At 37.1% G+C, this 18,116-nt stretch carries 16 protein-coding genes; 5 read left to right on the forward strand and 11 right to left on the reverse strand.

Annotation, left to right across the window (positions count from 1 at the left end; genetic code table 11):
* The first annotated feature begins 408 nt into the window (after positions 1-408).
* Positions 409-1,659, forward strand: coding sequence for a DNA polymerase IV (locus tag BMX40_RS16260; RefSeq protein WP_090871885.1), 1,251 nt, complete (start codon positions 409-411; stop codon positions 1,657-1,659).
* 169 nt (positions 1,660-1,828) lie between these two features.
* On the forward strand, positions 1,829-2,590 hold the full coding sequence (locus BMX40_RS16265; RefSeq protein WP_090871887.1) for a Crp/Fnr family transcriptional regulator: 762 nt from the start codon (positions 1,829-1,831) through the stop codon (positions 2,588-2,590).
* Positions 2,591-2,610: 20 nt separating this feature from the next.
* Here BMX40_RS16265 and mobB read toward each other — a convergent pair whose 3' ends face one another.
* The 6 genes from mobB to coaW form a co-directional block, all read right to left on the reverse strand.
* The gene (gene mobB, locus BMX40_RS16270) at positions 2,611-3,126 is read right to left on the reverse strand and encodes a molybdopterin-guanine dinucleotide biosynthesis protein B (protein ID WP_170840829.1); all 516 of its coding nucleotides are present in this window, start codon (positions 3,124-3,126) and stop codon (positions 2,611-2,613) included.
* A 1-nt stretch (position 3,127) separates the two neighbouring features.
* Positions 3,128-3,358 carry a molybdopterin converting factor subunit 1 gene (gene moaD / locus BMX40_RS16275; protein ID WP_090871891.1) on the reverse strand — a complete coding sequence of 77 codons (231 nt, stop codon included), beginning with the start codon at positions 3,356-3,358 and terminating at the stop codon, positions 3,128-3,130.
* Positions 3,359-3,826 carry a molybdenum cofactor biosynthesis protein MoaE gene (locus BMX40_RS16280; RefSeq protein WP_090871893.1) on the reverse strand — a complete coding sequence of 156 codons (468 nt, stop codon included), beginning with the start codon at positions 3,824-3,826 and terminating at the stop codon, positions 3,359-3,361.
* Positions 3,816-5,129 carry a molybdopterin molybdotransferase MoeA gene (locus BMX40_RS16285; RefSeq protein ID WP_090871895.1) on the reverse strand — a complete coding sequence of 438 codons (1,314 nt, stop codon included), beginning with the start codon at positions 5,127-5,129 and terminating at the stop codon, positions 3,816-3,818. The genes BMX40_RS16280 and BMX40_RS16285 overlap by 11 nt, the downstream gene beginning before the upstream one ends.
* A gap of 41 nt (positions 5,130-5,170) precedes the next feature.
* Entirely contained in the window at positions 5,171-5,644 is a 474-nt protein-coding gene (locus tag BMX40_RS16290; protein WP_090871897.1) for a hypothetical protein, read from the reverse strand.
* Between the two features lie 74 nt (positions 5,645-5,718).
* Positions 5,719-6,522 carry a type II pantothenate kinase gene (gene coaW / locus BMX40_RS16295; RefSeq protein ID WP_244513627.1) on the reverse strand — a complete coding sequence of 268 codons (804 nt, stop codon included), beginning with the start codon at positions 6,520-6,522 and terminating at the stop codon, positions 5,719-5,721.
* Positions 6,523-6,690: 168 nt separating this feature from the next.
* On the opposite strand from coaW, the gene BMX40_RS16300 reads away from it, so the two are divergent.
* Complete coding sequence (locus tag BMX40_RS16300) at positions 6,691-8,286, forward strand: BCCT family transporter (RefSeq protein ID WP_090871899.1); 1,596 nt, start codon at positions 6,691-6,693, stop codon at positions 8,284-8,286.
* 33 nt (positions 8,287-8,319) lie between these two features.
* Here BMX40_RS16300 and uvsE read toward each other — a convergent pair whose 3' ends face one another.
* The 3 genes from uvsE to BMX40_RS16315 form a co-directional block, all read right to left on the reverse strand.
* Positions 8,320-9,288 carry a UV DNA damage repair endonuclease UvsE gene (gene uvsE / locus BMX40_RS16305; protein ID WP_090871901.1) on the reverse strand — a complete coding sequence of 323 codons (969 nt, stop codon included), beginning with the start codon at positions 9,286-9,288 and terminating at the stop codon, positions 8,320-8,322.
* A 129-nt stretch (positions 9,289-9,417) separates the two neighbouring features.
* Positions 9,418-10,620, reverse strand: a complete 1,203-nt coding sequence (locus tag BMX40_RS16310; RefSeq protein WP_090871904.1) for a S8 family peptidase — start codon at positions 10,618-10,620, stop codon at positions 9,418-9,420.
* Between the two features lie 323 nt (positions 10,621-10,943).
* Entirely contained in the window at positions 10,944-12,122 is a 1,179-nt protein-coding gene (locus tag BMX40_RS16315) for a DHH family phosphoesterase (protein ID WP_090871906.1), read from the reverse strand.
* Between the two features lie 175 nt (positions 12,123-12,297).
* Here BMX40_RS16315 and BMX40_RS16320 point away from each other — a divergent pair, with 175 nt between their 5' ends.
* Complete coding sequence (locus BMX40_RS16320; RefSeq protein ID WP_090871907.1) at positions 12,298-12,579, forward strand: hypothetical protein; 282 nt, start codon at positions 12,298-12,300, stop codon at positions 12,577-12,579.
* 49 nt (positions 12,580-12,628) lie between these two features.
* Here the strand turns inward: BMX40_RS16320 and BMX40_RS16325 are convergent, their stop codons facing one another.
* Together BMX40_RS16325 and BMX40_RS16330 are read right to left on the reverse strand one after the other, a co-directional pair.
* Positions 12,629-13,612, reverse strand: coding sequence for a ring-cleaving dioxygenase (locus BMX40_RS16325; protein ID WP_090871909.1), 984 nt, complete (start codon positions 13,610-13,612; stop codon positions 12,629-12,631).
* A 676-nt stretch (positions 13,613-14,288) separates the two neighbouring features.
* Positions 14,289-17,051 carry a UPF0182 family membrane protein gene (locus BMX40_RS16330; RefSeq protein ID WP_342028688.1) on the reverse strand — a complete coding sequence of 921 codons (2,763 nt, stop codon included), beginning with the start codon at positions 17,049-17,051 and terminating at the stop codon, positions 14,289-14,291.
* 207 nt (positions 17,052-17,258) lie between these two features.
* On the opposite strand from BMX40_RS16330, the gene BMX40_RS16335 reads away from it, so the two are divergent.
* Positions 17,259-18,068, forward strand: coding sequence for an alpha/beta fold hydrolase (locus tag BMX40_RS16335; protein WP_090871911.1), 810 nt, complete (start codon positions 17,259-17,261; stop codon positions 18,066-18,068).
* Positions 18,069-18,116 lie beyond the last annotated feature (48 nt).

Raw genomic sequence — 18,116 nt, forward strand, 5'->3', positions numbered from 1 at the left:
GAAGCAACTTTTTAATTATATCAAACTCACAATATCAAGTCAATAGTTTTTTGTGAAAACTTTCATATAGTGAATCAGGATTTGTCGTCTGCCGTAATGGCGACTTTATAAATATATCACACTATCATTTAAGTTGTCAATGATTTTTTGAAATTTTTGCAACAAAATGATTTGTGTACGTGCTACTATCTTGAAAAAATCTCGCTGTGATTAGCAGCGGATATTCATCATACAATGGGACAATACAGAAGTCAATAAGATTAAATACACATATTTATTCATTCCATGTTAAACCACTTTATACTCATTTAGCCCACGTTCTATAGAAACATATATTTCCATTTGATAATTTGGTTACTCAGACATATAATAAGAACAAATGTTCTACAAATGTTAGGTGGTGATACGATGGATTATTCGCTATATCCCCGTAATGACGTACTCTGCATCGATATGCGCTCCTTCTACGCAAGTGTAGAAGCGGTCAAATTAGGGTTGGACCCAATGAAAGCACTGATTGCTGTTGTTGGAGACCCTAATCGATCTGGAAGTATTGTATTAGCAGCCTCCCCTGAGTTGAAAAGAAAACACGGAATTAGTAATGTCAGTCGTTTTTTCGAATTACCAGATGATCCAGATATTCATATTGTTCGGGCGCACATGGCTGATTACCTTCAAGTCTCAGTAGAAATTACAAAGCTTATTCATCAATATGTGCCTATGGAAGCTATCCATCAGTATTCAGTTGATGAAGTCTGGGTAACTGTTAATGGTTTAGAGAGGTTATTTGGAAACTGCTGGGAAGTAGCGCGTAAAATTAAACAAGAAATCCTCGATAATTTCGGAATTACATGTTCCATTGGAATAGGAGATAATAAATTCCTTGCTAAGGTTGTAATGGATCTACATGGGAAAAAAGTAGGAATCGCTGAATGCAGATATGAAGATGTTGCGAAAAAACTATGGCCCTTCCCAGTAGAAGACATTTGGGGAATTGGAAATCGAATGAAACGAAATCTAAATCGAATGGGGATCCTTACACTAGGACAGCTAGCTAAGTTTAACCCGGAGCAACTTAAGAAACGGTTCGGCATCATAGGGGAACAATTGTATTGGCATGCTTGGGGCATCGATTTGAGTCCTATTTATGGTAACTTTACAAAAACGGACCAGAAAGGATTTGGTCACGGGATTGCCTTACTACGTGATTACCATAAGGATGAAGTGGACATCTGTATTCTTGATTTATGTGAAGAAGTATGCCGCAGAGCTCGCACAGCCGAAAAAGTAGGAAAAAACGTTCATCTCGGCATCGCTTATTCGAAAGAAACAGGCGGAGGGTTTTCCCGTTCAAGATCCCTGCCCTTTCCCACAAACGTTACCATGGATGTCTATTACATGTGTAAACAGTTATTTCAAGAATTTTATGATGGAGAAAGTAATATCCGCCACGTCTATGTCACATTGGATAAGCTTTATGATAAAGGAGAAACACAGTTAAACCTATTTGAAGATCGATCAAAAAAAACAGATATCGGATATGTTATGGATGCCATCCGAGATAAATACGGTGCAACTTCCATCCTCCGGGCTACAAGCTATACGGATGCAGGAGTTACATTAGACCGAAGCAAAAAAATAGGCGGACATAATGCATAGGTACCTGATTAACATAGGCCTCAATCGTAGTTATTTGTGATTGTCATAATATCGTAATTTTCATGTGATTTATCACACGTTAACCAATGTTACAATAGGGATAACTTGATAGAGCGTTATACAGAAAACTTAGCATGTGCCAGGCTAGTTGCACTTATGTAGGAGAGGAATGTTGTTCCCCCCTCTCCTCATTGAGAAAGGAGAATCCAACGTGCATAGAGACATTTTGTTAAAAAGTCATGATGAGAAACATCCTTCAACAGAATTACAACACTTATTAACTTCGATAGGTACTAAGGTTAAAGCTGAAAAGGATACGTACCTCTTTCACGCTGGTGAAAATGCACATGAAATCTTCTTCATTACGTCAGGATTAATTGAAATGACATTGCTAACATCAGACGGAAAGGAGTTATCCCTACGAATCTGTAAAGGGAAGGACATGATTGGTGAGCTAACACTATTCGATGAGAAGTCAAAGTATTTTTTAAGCGCAAGGGTAATACAACCTGCCGAAATAATAATGATTCCAAAAAGAAAGCTTGAAAAGGAGTTAATGACCAACAATGCTCTTACAATGGAATACATGAAATGGTCGAGTGATCATATGAGAAAATTCCAAAGTAAGATCAGAGACTTGCTTTTAAATGGAAAGAAGGGTGCACTCTATTCAACCCTAATTCGATTTTCAAATAGTTATGGTATACAAAAAAATAATGGAATTCTAATTGACCTTGCGCTAACCAACCAAGAACTTGCCAAATTTTGTGCCACAACAAGAGAAAGTGTGAATCGAATGTTGGCTGACCTAAAAAGGCTAGGAGTTATTTCCATGGTTGAAAAAGGAAAAATCCTAATAGAGGACATGCAGTATTTACGTGATGAAATTGGTTGTGAAAATTGCCCGATTGAAATTTGCAATATAAATTAGGGGAGCAGAAAAAATCTCCCTTAATTTATATTGAAACGATTTTCCCCACCATTTTCAAATAACTCTTGATCTAACCATACAATCAATTCATCCACATCATGGAAAACCGGGAAAGCGTATTTCTTAGGAATTGGAAACGATGCTACAACAGCTGCAATGTTTGTTAGCTGATCAATAAGCATCAGGTCTTTCTCCTCGTTAATAACGACTACCTTCGGATAAATTGCTGTTTTAAAGCCCTCCACAACAACAAAATCCATTTCGAAAAAACGGTATAAGTCAATCATTTGATCAACATCCCAAGCACCTTGTTTCGATAATTGAAAAATCCCTTCCCCTTCTACACCAGCAAGAAGTGCTCCTGCCTTCTTTTGTTTTTCGCTATCGGTATTCTCTATACCAACTGGACGGCCACCATGACCATGATGCTTCAAAGCGCCCACCCGAATGCTTTTACCGATTAAAAATTCAATGATAGCAGTGGATAGAGTTGTTTTTCCACTATTTTTATAACCAATAATCTGGAGTATGTTCACATTAACCACCACTAACTGGTGGGATCAAGGCAATCGTATCTCCAGACTTAACAATATCATCATCCAAAGCATACTCCTCATTTACAGCGACCATGACACTGTCTAATCGGAGGGATGGGTAATCCAATAGTAGATTATTTTTTAGTTCCTTAATTGTCATCTCTCCATCCATTTCAATGCTTTCTGTACCTAATTCATCTTGCAAATGAGCAAATAATAGAATGCGAATCATTTAACTCTCCTCCATTGTCGGCTTTCCACTAGGGTAAGCAACATTTTCTAATTGATCACCAATCCAGGTTTCTCCGTCTTCCCAATGTTCTTTTTTCCAAATGGGAACAATTTGTTTAATCCGTTCAATTGCATATTCATTCGCCTCATAGGCAGCCTTTCGATGGGGTGACGATACAGCGATGACCACAGCAATATCCGAAATATCTAAGCGACCGATGCGATGAGTGATTGCTACTTGTGTATCCGGCCATTTCGATTCAATTTCTTCGCCAATTTTAGATAACATTTTCACCGCCATTGGTACATATGCATGATATTCAAGATAGATTGTCCGTCTTCCTTTTGTCCATTCACGAACGGTTCCAATAAAAGTTGTAATGGCACCGGCTTCCCTACGTTCTACTTTTTGAACCAATTCCTCCACTTGAATTGGGGTATCAATCACTTCATAAAGATTATTTGTCATACCTTGCCCTCCTCTTAGTGTGACCGCCGGAAGAAAGAAATTGTTCTAACGTAGTTCCTTCTTGGTCCTCTAACAAAATGACAGATACATCCATCCCTTGTTCATAACCTCTTGTACCACCTGGGAGATTGATTAAAACATTAGCACTACCTAGTGAAGAAACAACATTCGATTTATCTAACCCAACCGGAGTCGCAATTAATTTTCCATTTTCAAATGACAAATGCCCACGAACAAAGCGATCAAACGGATTTGGCTTTGGAAAGTTAGCACCTAAAATTGCTGTTTCTTTCTTTAAGGCTGGATGATACGCATGTAAGTAGGTTCGAATAATGGGACGTGTAAATAATTCAAATCCTACATAACAAGCGGAAGGATTTCCTGATAACCCAAATAATAATTGTCCATCTATTTCTGCCACAGTAGTCACACTGCCTGGTCGCATGCCAACTTTATTGAACATGACATTTGCACTTAGTTTTTCGTAAATGGCAGGCAAGTAATCATAATCTCCGACTGAAACTCCGCCAGTCGTAATTAGAAAATCCACCTGTTCTAATGCCTTTTTAACCTGTTCAAAACAAGTATCGAATTCATCACTAAACTGGCCAAAATAAATAGGTTCACCACCTGCACGGATGATTTGAGAATATACCATAAATGCATTACTATTCCTTATTTTACCTGGTTGCAGTTCTTCATCTACATCTAATAATTCACTCCCAGTAGCAATAATACCAATCTTAGGCTTACAGCTTACCGGAACCTGCTTATAGCCAAATGTCGCTAACAAAGCAACAATTCCTGGATTAATATAGGTACCCTCTGAAGCAAGGACTTCCCCTTTTTTCGTATCTTCACCCGAAAAAGAAATATTGTCACCAGACTCAAAGCTCCTCTTCAGCTGTATGAATGATTTCGTCTCTTCTTTTATTTCTTTCACTAATTCAAGCATAACAACTGCGTCACAACCTTCGGGAATTTGCGCTCCCGTCATAATGCGAACTGCCTGCCCCTTGTCAACTACACCACCAAATACACTACCCGCACCTATTTCACCAACAACTTCCAATGTTATTGGTGTATTTCGAGAGGCGTCATTCGTATCCATGGCACGTACAGCAAAACCATCATACGGAGATCGATCAAATGGTGGAACATGGTGATCAGCAATTAAATCATCTCCTAAGAAACGACCATAGCTCTCTTCTAAAGAAACATATTCGATATTACCTATAGATGTATGATTCAGTACTCGCTCAATAGCCTCATTTACTTTAATCGGCTTTCGTTGATTTAACAAAAAACTTCCCCCTATCTAATGTATAATGTTATCTACATTTTTTACCCAATAATGATGTGAAGTGTAATTAAAAAGAAAAGGGTCATTCCAATATATATGTGTGCTTTTCTTTTTTTCACTGTAGGCTTTATTAATCGCATCCACCCTGTTGTTACCATAGCAACTAGAAACAACAATGCAAGAACTCCACTGATCATCTTTGGATTACTCCAATAAAATCCAAACAAATTAAGTACAAGATAAGCATGACCAAGAATAATGAGAAGCGCTATGTTCCCAATCCATCGATGAAACGGAACAATTTTTTTCGACATTATTGCTAACCTAATCTTTAGCTTTCGATCAGAAGTTTCTCTGATCGTAGAGAAAACGGCATGTCTAGTCCAATTAAACAGAAAAAAGCCTAAACCAATAAATCCAATAATAACGTGTAGCGTAATAGAGGGATACCTTTGAACCAGTTGCCAAGTTGCAATAATAATTACTGTTGTATTTAGATAAAACCATATATTCATAAGGAACCTCCGGGATCTACTGAACCTACATCTTATATGTTATCGTAATTCGCCTCTTTACCGTGTGATAAATCTCACAAAAACAATGCCCCAATTGCTCCAGCATGTGATCCCTTTTCTAAAAAAATCGGTTCATATGGCAGTAGATTCTGAAAGCTGGTCAAAACATTTTTTAAAGGCTTGTTACCGTTTAATGTACTACCAACAAACACAATCTGCTCCACTTGAGTCGAAGATGCTGCTTGGGTAGAAAGTAATAAGATCGTCTCTCCAATCAATTTGACGAGACTTGCCATACGGTCATCTATGTTTTCAGCTTTTTCGGTAAAGACTTTACCAAAATTGGCAGCTGTTAAATCTCCGTTTAAAGGGGCTTCATGTGGTGCATAGATATCGCGAACTAGTAAATCACACTTCGTAGCATCTCCTTGTGACGCTAAATCTCGTAACTTACGAAAATCCGATTCTCCAGTTAGTAAATTCCCCAATCCCATGAAAGTCCCTCCGCCAATACCACTTCCGAGGAGTCTGTCATAAGAATCTTCCGTAACAGAATATATAGACGTTCCTGTGCCGATACTTACCAGAATAAAGTGATCTTTTATTACTTGTTTTTCTATTTGAAGTAAATACTTAGCGCCTTCCGTAGTAGCTTCAAACTCTTCCACTTGAACCATTTTATGGTTCAACTTCTCCATTAGAACGCCACTTTTTCCACCAGTTAGGTAAAGTGTTGCTCTTGGAGCTATTAATTGCAACCATTGGATGAGTTCATCTATTTCCTGGTTTGAGAATATCTTCGTATGTATGTGACCACGTTCCTCATATGCTACTTTTACAAGCGAACCTCCTACATCAATGCCAATTCGATCCCCCACTATGTTCACTTCCTTCATCACATTTTTTATTACAATCAGTTTAACATTAATCAATCAGAACATTAATCATTTAATTTTATTTCCTATTATATATATCGAAGTTTTGTTACATATTAACAATGCACTCGTTTTTAGTGATGCAATTTTTCGGAAGAAAGGATGCTTTGCATGAACAAGAATTTAATTGATTGGCCTACCTTTTTTGGTGCTTTAGTAATCCTATTTGGGGTAACCATTCCGCTTGTAATATTCCCTGAAGCAGGTGCTGAAGTGATCAATGCTGCAAATCGTTTTATGACAGGAAACTTTGGTGTTCTGTTTATACTAATGGGCTTATTATCACTAATATTCCTGCTATTCGTTGCATTTAGCAAACAAGGAAAGATTAAGCTTGGTGGACGAGAAACCAAAAGAGAGTTTAGTACTTTTTCTTGGGCGGCAATGCTTTTTTCTGCCGGTATTGGTTCGAGTATCCTTTATTGGGGTATGATTGAATGGGCTTATTATTATCAAGGACCACCATTTGGAATCGCTCCCGAATCTGAAGAAGCAATTCAATTTGCTTCCACATATGGTATCTTCCATTGGGGGCCAATTGCTTGGGCAATCTATACATTACCTGCATTACCTATCGCTTATTTTTTCTATGTGCGAAAAAAACCAGTTCTAAAAATTAGCGAAGCAATCCGACCCGTCCTAGGAAAATATGTCGATGGACCAATTGGTGTTGTAATCGATGTATTGTTCATATTTGGTCTTATGGGAGGAGCCGGAACAACGTTAGCACTAGGGACACCAATGATTACCGAAGGCGTTAACGACTTAACAGGATTACCAGTAAATTTAGGAACGCAAGCAGGAATCATGCTACTTTGTACTGCAATTTTTGCGATTAGTTCTTATTCCGGATTGCAAAGAGGAATCAAAGTATTGAGTGATTTAAATCTGTGGTTAGTTATTTTTATCCTAGGGTTTATATTCCTGTTCGGTCCAACGGTATTTATAAGTGAGACTACCGTAACAAGTATCGGAATTCTCTTAAACGACTTTTTCCGAATGTCTACTTGGTTAGAACCACTTGCAAATGTAGCTGGTTTTGATGAAACATTATTTCCGGAAAGTTGGACAGTATTCTATTGGGCGTGGTGGCTTGTATATGCACCTTTCGTTGGTTTATTTGTTGCACGAATTTCCAGAGGCCGTACAATCCGAGAAATGATTATAGGGACAATGGTATATGGGACAATTGGTTGTATTTTGTTCTTTGGAATCCTTGGAAATTACGGACTCTATTTGCAGCTTACAGGTAGCTTTGATGTTATCTCCTTTATGAATGAATATGGTGCTCCTGCTACCATTATTGCAATTCTAAATCAGTTACCGCTCTCGACTTTCATTGTTGCTATATTTACAATACTGGCTATCATTTTCTTAGCAACAACATTTGATTCTGCATCATACATTTTAGCTGCAGTTGCTCAAAAAAGTGTAAAAGGTGGAGATCCATTACGTTGGCACCGCTTGTTTTGGGCATTCACCCTATGTATCATGCCACTTGTTTTAATGTTTATCGGAGATTTAGAAACATTACAAACAGCAAGTATTGTTTCCGGGTTTCCCATTATTTTTATCATGTTCTTACTCGCATGGTCCTTTATGAAAGCCTCTGGAGAAGATATTCGCGCATCCAGAGACTACCGGGCACCAACGATTTATATTACACACCATAAAAAAGAAGGATCACGAGGTCCTACTGACAAATAAAAAAAGGGTGCCTGGCACCCTTTTTTATGAGGTTTATTTAATTAAAAAGCTGGCTTGATCTACGACTTCAATTTCAGGATAATTACGAAGATCTCGTATCAGTCTAAATATTGCATCGTCCTTTTGTTTAGCTTCGATCATGCAATCAATTTTCGGAACTGTTCCTTTGATTTCATTTAAAAAATCCAAAAACATCTCTGGATCCACATAATCAGCATGAGCACGATATTTTTCTGAAGACCTCGGACTAGATATATGCATTTTTATTGGCATACTTGATGTACTCCATGTATGAACGATCCGATCCCATTGATTAGACCAATTAGGCTCATCATGATTCGCTAGATGATGATGGTAATCAAAAACAAGCGGTATGCCTAATTTTTCACATAGATATAACGTATCCAACAATGAGAAGGTTTTATCGTCATTTTCAAGGATAATCATCTCTTGAAGCTTCGTTGGAATCACACCCCAATTATGAACAAATTGTTCCAAAGCCTGTTCTTTATCCCCATAACCGCCTCCCACATGCATCACGCATCGATGTCTAGGAAGGACTCCCAACCCTTTCAGTAAACGATAATGCATTCGTAAAGTTTTAACGGAATTTTTTAATACATCCGATTTAGGGGAGTTAAGTAACACAAAGTGATCAGCATGAAAATCAACTCTTTTTTGAGGATGTGCCTTCAAAAAAGATGCTAATTCCGTTAAAGACTCCTTAAGCGAATCCATATAATCCCAGTCCTCTGTTTCTGGGTGATCTGCTAACGGAATGAGCTTGGAAGATATACGATAGAAATTAATATCATTTGCAACATTATATTTAAATAATCGAAGGCAATTACTTAAATTGGCTTTGGCTATTTGCTCTAACTTATGAACAGCTGCATCCCAGTCAGATATCTGTGAGAATCGACTATAGGTCATTGTTTTGGACGTAGAACTATTTTTTACGTTTACACTTATTGCAGAATATCCAAGGCGTACAAGGGTCAACTTTAAAACTCCTTTATAAATATTTCTTTATTAAAAGTATCCCCTTAATACCGACAGTGAATCACACTATCAAATAATTTCAATTTATCGATAAAAATAGCACCCCGACATGAGGTGCTATTTTCACACTTAATAATTTACGGAATCATAAGCATTAATTATCCCATAGCGAACATAGTTGCCATACATATAATCAGTCGTATTCTGGATTGCAGCACGAGCTTGCGTATTACTACGTCCTTGACCTGTCAATAGTGCTGCCTGACCAGCTACATAAGGGGATGCCATAGAAGTTCCAGATAAATATACATAGCGATTATTTGGATACGTTGACGCAATATCAACTCCTGGAGCCGCTACATCAACCCATGATCCATAATTAGAGAAACTAGCTCTATTATTGTTGCTGTCTACTGCACCTACTGCAATGGCATTTGCATACGAAGCCGGTTGGAATTGTTGCGAAGTACCATCGTTACCTGCTGCAGCTACAACAACTGAACCACGATTCCAGGCATAGTTTACTGCATCTTCTAAAGCTTGCGTATCACAAGCACAACCAAGCGATAAATTGATCACTTCAGCACCGTAGTCGGCTGCATATTGAATCCCGTTTGCAATATTTGCTAGTGATCCACTTCCATTCGCATCCAAGACACGAACAGCTAAAATATCCGTATTAGGAGCCATACCTGCAATACCTGTTCGATTATTAGTTTCAGCTGCAGCAATACCTGCAACATGTGTTCCATGACCATTTAAGTCAGATGGTGTATAGTCCCCGTCAACAAAATCATACCCACGAATTGTTTTCCCATCTAAATCAGGGTGATTATAATCAACCCCAGTATCTAACACAGCGATTTCTTGCCCAGAACTTCCTCGTGCAACATCCCAAGCAGAATCAGCAGATGTGTTAAATAAACCATACTGATAATTCGGACTAAAATACGTATCATTTGGAGACCATGCAGCCTTCAAAATATAATTTGGCTCCACATATTCCACATTTTTATTCTTACTTAATGCTTTTACTACAGCCTCTACATTCCCTACTTCTAAAACTAAAAATGGCGATTCAACTACTTTTGGTGCCGGCTTCACTTTGGCACCAATATCCTGTAATACTTTTTCTTGCGTGTTTACAGAAATCTTCTCCTTAAACTTAACGACGACTTCTCCTTTTACATAGGCACCTTTCTCACCTACTTCGTTAACCGAGACTCCCTCAGCATTGTTCGGCAATGATTCAATTTCCTCTGCCGCTACACTTGCTAACGGAGAAAATAGTAGTACCAGTAACGCCAAACCACCTAAAACTTTGAGTTTCATTTGAACTCCTCCTTTATTTTTTACTCTAAAATTTATATGGGAGCTCAAAGAATTTCATGTAGGTTTACAGGCATTGCCATGTTGGGAAATCATACGGGTAGGACTAGTAATTTTGTTAAACTTTATACCTAAAGTTTCTTTGTAAAGGAAATATCCCAAATCCCCTTTATTTTTGCTACTTATCCAAGAAGCTTTTCAATAGTTGCACAATTTTCTTTTAGAAATAGTTATCACTTTATTCCTATTACAGACCATTGCCCTAGAAATAGGAAAGGCAATTATAATCCATAAGAAAGAGCCTGCCGTCTGACAGACTCCAAACCCTAATTCTTTTTCACTTGTTCGATAAGATAATGAACAAATACGTCATCTCGAGCTAACCAGGCTTCATAGTTACGCTTCAGGTGTTTCTCAGCATCAGTAAAAGTTAGAAATGACTCACCAACTGCATTATTATTTTGTGTTATTTTCCATTTCCCATCTTCCGTTGAATGGAGGAAGAATAATTTATCCTGATGACCTTGGTAAATCGTACCATAATCAGATTCCTTTACATTATATCGATTTCTCCTGGCATCCTCTCGTAATGGTTCTAATGGAAAGGTTTCAGCAACGAAAAGTTGATAAGCATCATCTGTTAACGAACATCCTGACGCTTTTGCATGCCCCCCACCTCCAAACTTTCCAGCAATCTCCGAAACATCTATATGGTCATGAATTGTACGAAATCCAGCGCGTTTCGCTCCAATGTTTATGATAACGATATAGTCTAAATGCGGATTATCTTTTCCTAGTTCATTGCCGAGTTCCGAATGATATGATTCCGCAAAAACAACTCCAGCGTAATAATCATCGATTTTTGTTTGAACCAGTTCTCGCCGTTTCTTTCGGATATAACGATCTGTTTTGGTTTCTTCCATATCCAGTATCTTTTGTTCAAACTTATCAAAGTAAAACGTATCACTTGTGGAAAGCCTTTCGATCATTTTCTCTTCAAACTCATCAATGGAAATGAGGAAAAATAATGCATTAAGTCGTTGTGCATCTTGGTTATCATTCTTTTCCCACTCCCAAGTATCGTATTGTCTTACTAACTCGACAAATTCATCGATAGCCTTAGTAGCTTGTAAGTAATTATGTTTTACCAAATATTCATATAATAAAGATGTAGCTGAATTAAGCTTTCCTGTTTCATTTTCCACAATTACATGCCCCCAATCGTATTGATTTAAATGGAGGGCAGTTTTGTGATGATCAATCAATTGAACGTTACCAGATAACTTGAAAAACTCATCCAACCTTTTCTCATTTTCCGTGTTAACCGACAGATCGGTAATGAATAAAAATGTATTTTTATCCCCATTTTCCAAAAACCACTCTACCTCTCGATCAAGTCCGGATATCGAATTGTAACGCACACGTACATCTTTACCAAACGCGAGCTTTGCTAATATTCCACAGCTGACTCCATCGAGATCATTATGTGATAATAGTTTAAACATCGATTTCACCTCTTTAGGTAGTATGGATTTCTGGTCGTAAAAATATTGTAACTTTCGAATATTTCCCTGCAAAAAAATGGCATATAGAGGAACGTATGATTTAAAGAAGTTATTAAAAACTATAGATGGCTTTCTTTTTTGAAAGCTACTCTGAACCGGGAAAAGGATGATGATTATGAATAACCGCGGGATGATGACTTCCCTCTTAACAGTAGGAGCTGCAGGTGCTGCAATTTACGGCATAAGAAAAGGGATTCAAAATGGTACATTCCAACGATTACCACAACAACTAACGAACGCTATGAATAGCCAAACTGTCCAACAAATGACTCAGCCAATTCAAAACATGATGAATAACACTGGTCAACAAAATCAAGGGCAACAAGATATGGGTATGCTTAGTACAAGTGATCAAAGCGTACAAGAGCAAATGACAAATGATACAAAACAGTGGTAAATCACAATAGTAAGAGGCCTGCATAATAATGCAGGCCTCATTGCTCAATCTAAAAGTATTCCTTTTCTATTTTCAAAGTACTTCTTACTGTGTCAATCGGGCGAACCATTTCTTCAATTTTCTCACGCTTCGATTCTAAAAACGGTGGTAATGATAATTTTTCTCCTAGTGTTTCATATGGTTCGTCTCCCATAAATCCAGGACCATCTGTTGCAAATTCAAATAAGATTTGTGGAGCAACACGTACGTATAGGGAACCAAAGAAAAATCGATCAACAAAGCCAGATGTTTGGAAGCCAAAGCTACGCATACGTTCATCCCATTCATCTAATTCATTTCGATCATCAACCCTCAACGCAGCATGATGTACCGTACCATATCCTTGCATAGCCTGTGGAAGGACAGGATTATATTCCACCACAACTCTTGCGCCATTTCCGCCTTCACCTACTTCAAATAAGTGAAAAGCTCCTTCATTGGCAATTTCCTTATATTGAAGTACTTTTTCCAGCATTTCTTTAAAATAATCAAAGTTTGCAATGCGAACATGAATTGGACCTAATCCTGTAATAGCATACTCGAGTGGTACAGGGCCCTCTTGCCAAGGAGTCCCTGCTTCTACACCTTTAAGATTTTCATCAGAAATCAATTGATAGTTTTGATCATCAAAGTCTACGAAGTTTAATACCTTTATACCAAATTGTTCTTCAATACCAGTGTGCTTCACTTTATAATGGTCTAATCGTTTGACCCAGTAGTGTAAAGCGTCATCACTAGGAACACGAAATGCTGTTTTAAAAATCTCGTTTGTACCGTGTGAGCCTTTTGGAATTCCTGGGAAGTCAAAAAAGGTCATATCTGTACCTGGACTCCCTTTATCATCAGCAAAGAATAAATGATATGTTTGAATATCATCCTGGTTTACCGTTTTCTTTACTAACCGCATTCCTAATACGTACGTGAAAAACTCGTAATTTTTCTCTGCACTACTTGTAATCGCCGTAACATGGTGCATTCCTTTTAATCCATTCATTCGTAAGCCTCCAGTCAATATCTATTCTTTGTAATATACGAAACAATATTATATTTAATTAAAATATCTTTAATTCAAAATAAATGTATCACGTATGTTTATATCTGTCAATCAGAAGGATATTAAACTTCTGTGGTTGAATTCTTAAATTAATCGTTTTTATGTTGGTTGATCATAGTGAATATAAGGTATATTTTATGTGACATAACAAATTCTAAAAGATTTTGGGAGATACTATCACCGCTACGGAAATACATTACGCTGATATATTTTGTGATTATTATTCAATCAATAATCATAGTTTCATGATGTATATTCTTGCAAAATAAGAAACATCTCAACAGCGGAGACAGAATGCGTAGACTGTGGGAACAGCACGAGTCCGAAGACCCCGTATTGATGCGCCTGCGTCTACTAGTAACTCTTCGAAGCTAATTCCTCGGCGCAAGGGAACAAAGAAGAATATTCAAGTAGTACCCTGGCTGAGGCCGTGCCCACGGAAAGCGAAGTATTCTGTCGTAGCGACATTTTAGCACTATCGAAAGATGGAGATGATAGGAATTTCACTAAATCATTATGTCGCATCATATATCAACTATTCATTAAAATACAATAGAAAACATCTACTGTATTAAAAGAAAAAGCTCCTGGTTACATAATAACCAGGAGCTCATGCTTATTCTATTTCATTTAATTTTTCTTCGATATCTGTCATTATCTCAGCAGCTTCCTGCCAATTTCCATTTGACAGCGCATTTTGATATGCATCAAATAAATCAGAAATCTCACGTAACGATTCCTCTGCACCAATAATTGACTCAATTGGATCTTCCGAATCGTCTGTTTCTTCTAATTCATCCGGATCTGGTTGTTGCTGCTCATCTAATTCAACATTAGGATCAATCATATCAAGAATTTTATTAAGCGCCTCATCAAATGTCGCTTCCATAGCAATCAAGTCACCGTAAGCAACAATTACCTGTTTAACTTCAGGTAATGAAGTTTCATTTGAAGACTCAATATAAATTGGTTCGACATATAACATCGTGTCTTCGATTGGAACGGCGAGTAAGTTCCCACGAATTACTTCCGATCCCCCTTGAGACCATAAGTTCAACTGTTGAGAAATATAACTATCCTGATTAATTCGGTTCTCAATTTGTTGTGGGCCATAAATATTCCGCTGTTTTGGAAATTCATATACAAATAATTCCCCATAGTTATCGCCATCGTTCCGCACACCCATCCAAGCAATCATATTTTGCCTGTTCTTCGGTGTATACGGCATCATGAGAATAAATTCTTCTTCATCGTACTCAGGTAACTTCATCGTAATGTAATAAGGTTCCATCGTAACATCTTCATTGAAATATTTCTCTGTTGGAAATTCCCAACGATCTTCTCGGTTATAAAACACTTCTAAATTAGACATATGGTACGTTCCATACATGGAAGCCTGAATCGTAAATAATCTTTCTGGGTATCGGAAATGACTACGTACATCTTCCGGTATTTCTTCGGTAAATAATTCTGGGAACATATTCTGATACGTCATTAACAATGGATCTTCTGGATCAACTACATAAAAGTCAACTTCACCAGTATACGCATCTACCATTACTTTAACTGAATTACGAATATAGTTTTCATCATACATATGTGGTTCAGCATAAGGATAACGCTCTGCTGTTAAATATGCATCAATCATCCAAGCAAGACTTCCATCCTCTCGAACAAAAATATACGGGTCTTCATCATAATCAAAAAATGGAGCAATTCTGTTTACACGATCCATAATATTTCTTGTATCAAGTAGTTGACTTTCTTCAGTAATTTGATCCGATACGAGCATGCGGAATGAACCTTCACTAAATGCAAACAAGAATCGATTAAAGCCTTGTAACGGAATACCAGAATCCGCTTCAAATCGGTTGGACACATTCTCGTCGCCAGCAGGATAATCAAATTCATCTACATTACTTTTAACAATAACATTTTGATACGGCTGCTCGCCAAAATATATTTGTGGTTTGGTTACATCAATAGCCCCTTCAGGTGGCAAGTTTTCTATCATAAATTCTGGCTGTCCTTGTGAGGTTATTTCATTAACATGACTCATCGATAATCCGTATCCATGTGTATAACGTAAGTTTTGATTGACCCATGTTTGTGCTTGATCTGGTAAATCAACGGTACTTAACTCCCTTGCACCAGCAAAGACTTGATGATACTCCCCGTCAATCTCATAACGATCCACATCAATATCATTGAAGTTATAATACGTTCTAAAAGTCTGCTTTTGATTGTATACATCAAGAATTGGTCTAGCATCATTTATTCTCATATTATCAATCGTTAGTTTATTTCTTTCAAGCATATCTTCGTCTAAGGAATTATTTCCTGGATGCTCTTCTTCTACAATATGATCCAAGTCGTAGGCTGCTTTTGTATAATCTAAATTGTGCTGTAGATACGGACTTTCCTTGGAAAATTCATTTGGTGAAACAACGAAGTTTTGAACTACAGCTGATGTTATTTGACCCGCAACTACTAAAATAACATAGGTTATTACAGGAATAACCATTGACTTCAATTTGCCTTTGGTAAGCGAAATAATCAACCACACGGTACCAATGATAGCCGCAGCAGCTAATACATACGCTTTTGGTATATTAATCACTTCATCGGTATAACTTAATCCATGAACAACACTCTCTTGAAAAATATTAACTTGATTTGTAAGTAGCGTTTCATAAGGTGCTAGCATATGCAATCCAGCTAATAATAGTCCAATAAATCCTAACGTTATCCCCATATGCAACTGAGCTGATCGACTCATCCGATACATATTAAACACAGAATAAAAACCTATTTCAACTAGTAAGAAAAAGATTCCTAGACCAAGTAAGATGTTAACAACAAATTTAATAAACGGTAACACAAATAAATAAAAGGATATGTCCATGTTAAAATATGGGTCTGTTTCTCCAAAGGTTGCATGATTTAATAGTTTTAGTGCTGGTTCCCATCCAAAACCTTGAATAATCGAGCTTCCAATTAATCCAACAAATACGGAAATACCAAGTATGATTAAACTACTAGCTTTCTTACTTTGAATAAACGAAGGCAGCTGATTTCCATGAAAATGCCCAATATAGGATCGGCGAATCCAGGTGAAAGTGACGTAAGATAATATGAGGTATAAAATGAAACCAATCACACCTAATATGACCTTACTTCCTAAAACAGTAGTAAATACAGTTCCAAATCCTAAAGTATCCATCCAAATATAGTCCGTTAGAAACTGAGCAGCAATTAGCCCAAGAACTAATAGAACAACAAGGATCCCTAAGACAATTCCTACACGATTCATTAATTTCTTTAATCGATCCATCTTCTGTTTTGATATTTCTTCATTATTGTTGTTATTAAAATCCAATGCTGATCCCCCTATAATTTCTCTTATTCATACATATTCATCTTACCAAAAATACAAGAATCTTTCTCCTCTTATACGCAAAGAGAATGGAAAGGTTTCAAAAAAGGTTGATATTCTTTTCTGTGGTGATGAATAAAGTGGGTGGAGGAACTTTACAGAAATGTTCCTGTATACGATAATCAAGAAATAGAATGAGGTGAATATGCATTGAATAACACGTATCTAACTCTATCGAACGTAAAAATCTATTGTGAATATATCCTTAACGATAAACCACCAATTATTCTCATTCATGGATTTGTATCTTCAACACATACGTTTCATCGAGTAATTCCATACCTAAAAGAAAACTTTTCGATAATCGCAATTGATTTACCGGGATTTGGACGTAGTGAAAAATCGAAAACCTTTATTTATTCCTATAATAATTATGCGGATCTTGTCATTAAATGTATGGACTATTTTCAACTACATAACGTTTCAATTGTTGGACATTCTATGGGTGGCCAAATCGCCATGTACATCGCTCGAAAAATACCGGATCGAATCCAAAAACTAATCTTACTTGCAAGCTCCGGTTATTTACAAGCCGCAAATAAATGGTTAGTGTATGCTTCATATTTACCGTTTTTTCACGTTATCGCTAAACATCACATTCATAAAAATGGGGTTCTAGAAAATCTAAGAAACGTATTATACGATCATTCCTTTATTACTGATGAACTCATTCAGGAATACGAAAGACCTATCAAAGATCCTGATTTTTCCAAATCCCTCACTCGCTTTGTTCGATACCGAGAAGGCGATTTAACAAGTGAGCAAGTGAAAGAAGTACACACTCCCTCTCTATTGATTTGGGGAACAAACGATAAAGTTGTCCCACTTCGAATTGGGAAAAGGTTAGAAAAAGAATTGCCACAAGCAAAATTAATCAGCTATGAAAACACTGGACACCTAATTACAGAGGAAAGGCCAAAGGAAGTTCATAGACAAATCTATTCCTTCTTAATGAATTAAAATTTAATTATGAATGCCCACTACTCTTTTTCTACAACTGCATAACTT

The sequence above is a fragment of the Oceanobacillus limi genome, from assembly GCF_900111445.1.
In the GTDB taxonomy this organism is placed as follows: Bacteria; Bacillota; Bacilli; order Bacillales; family Amphibacillaceae; genus Ornithinibacillus; species Ornithinibacillus limi.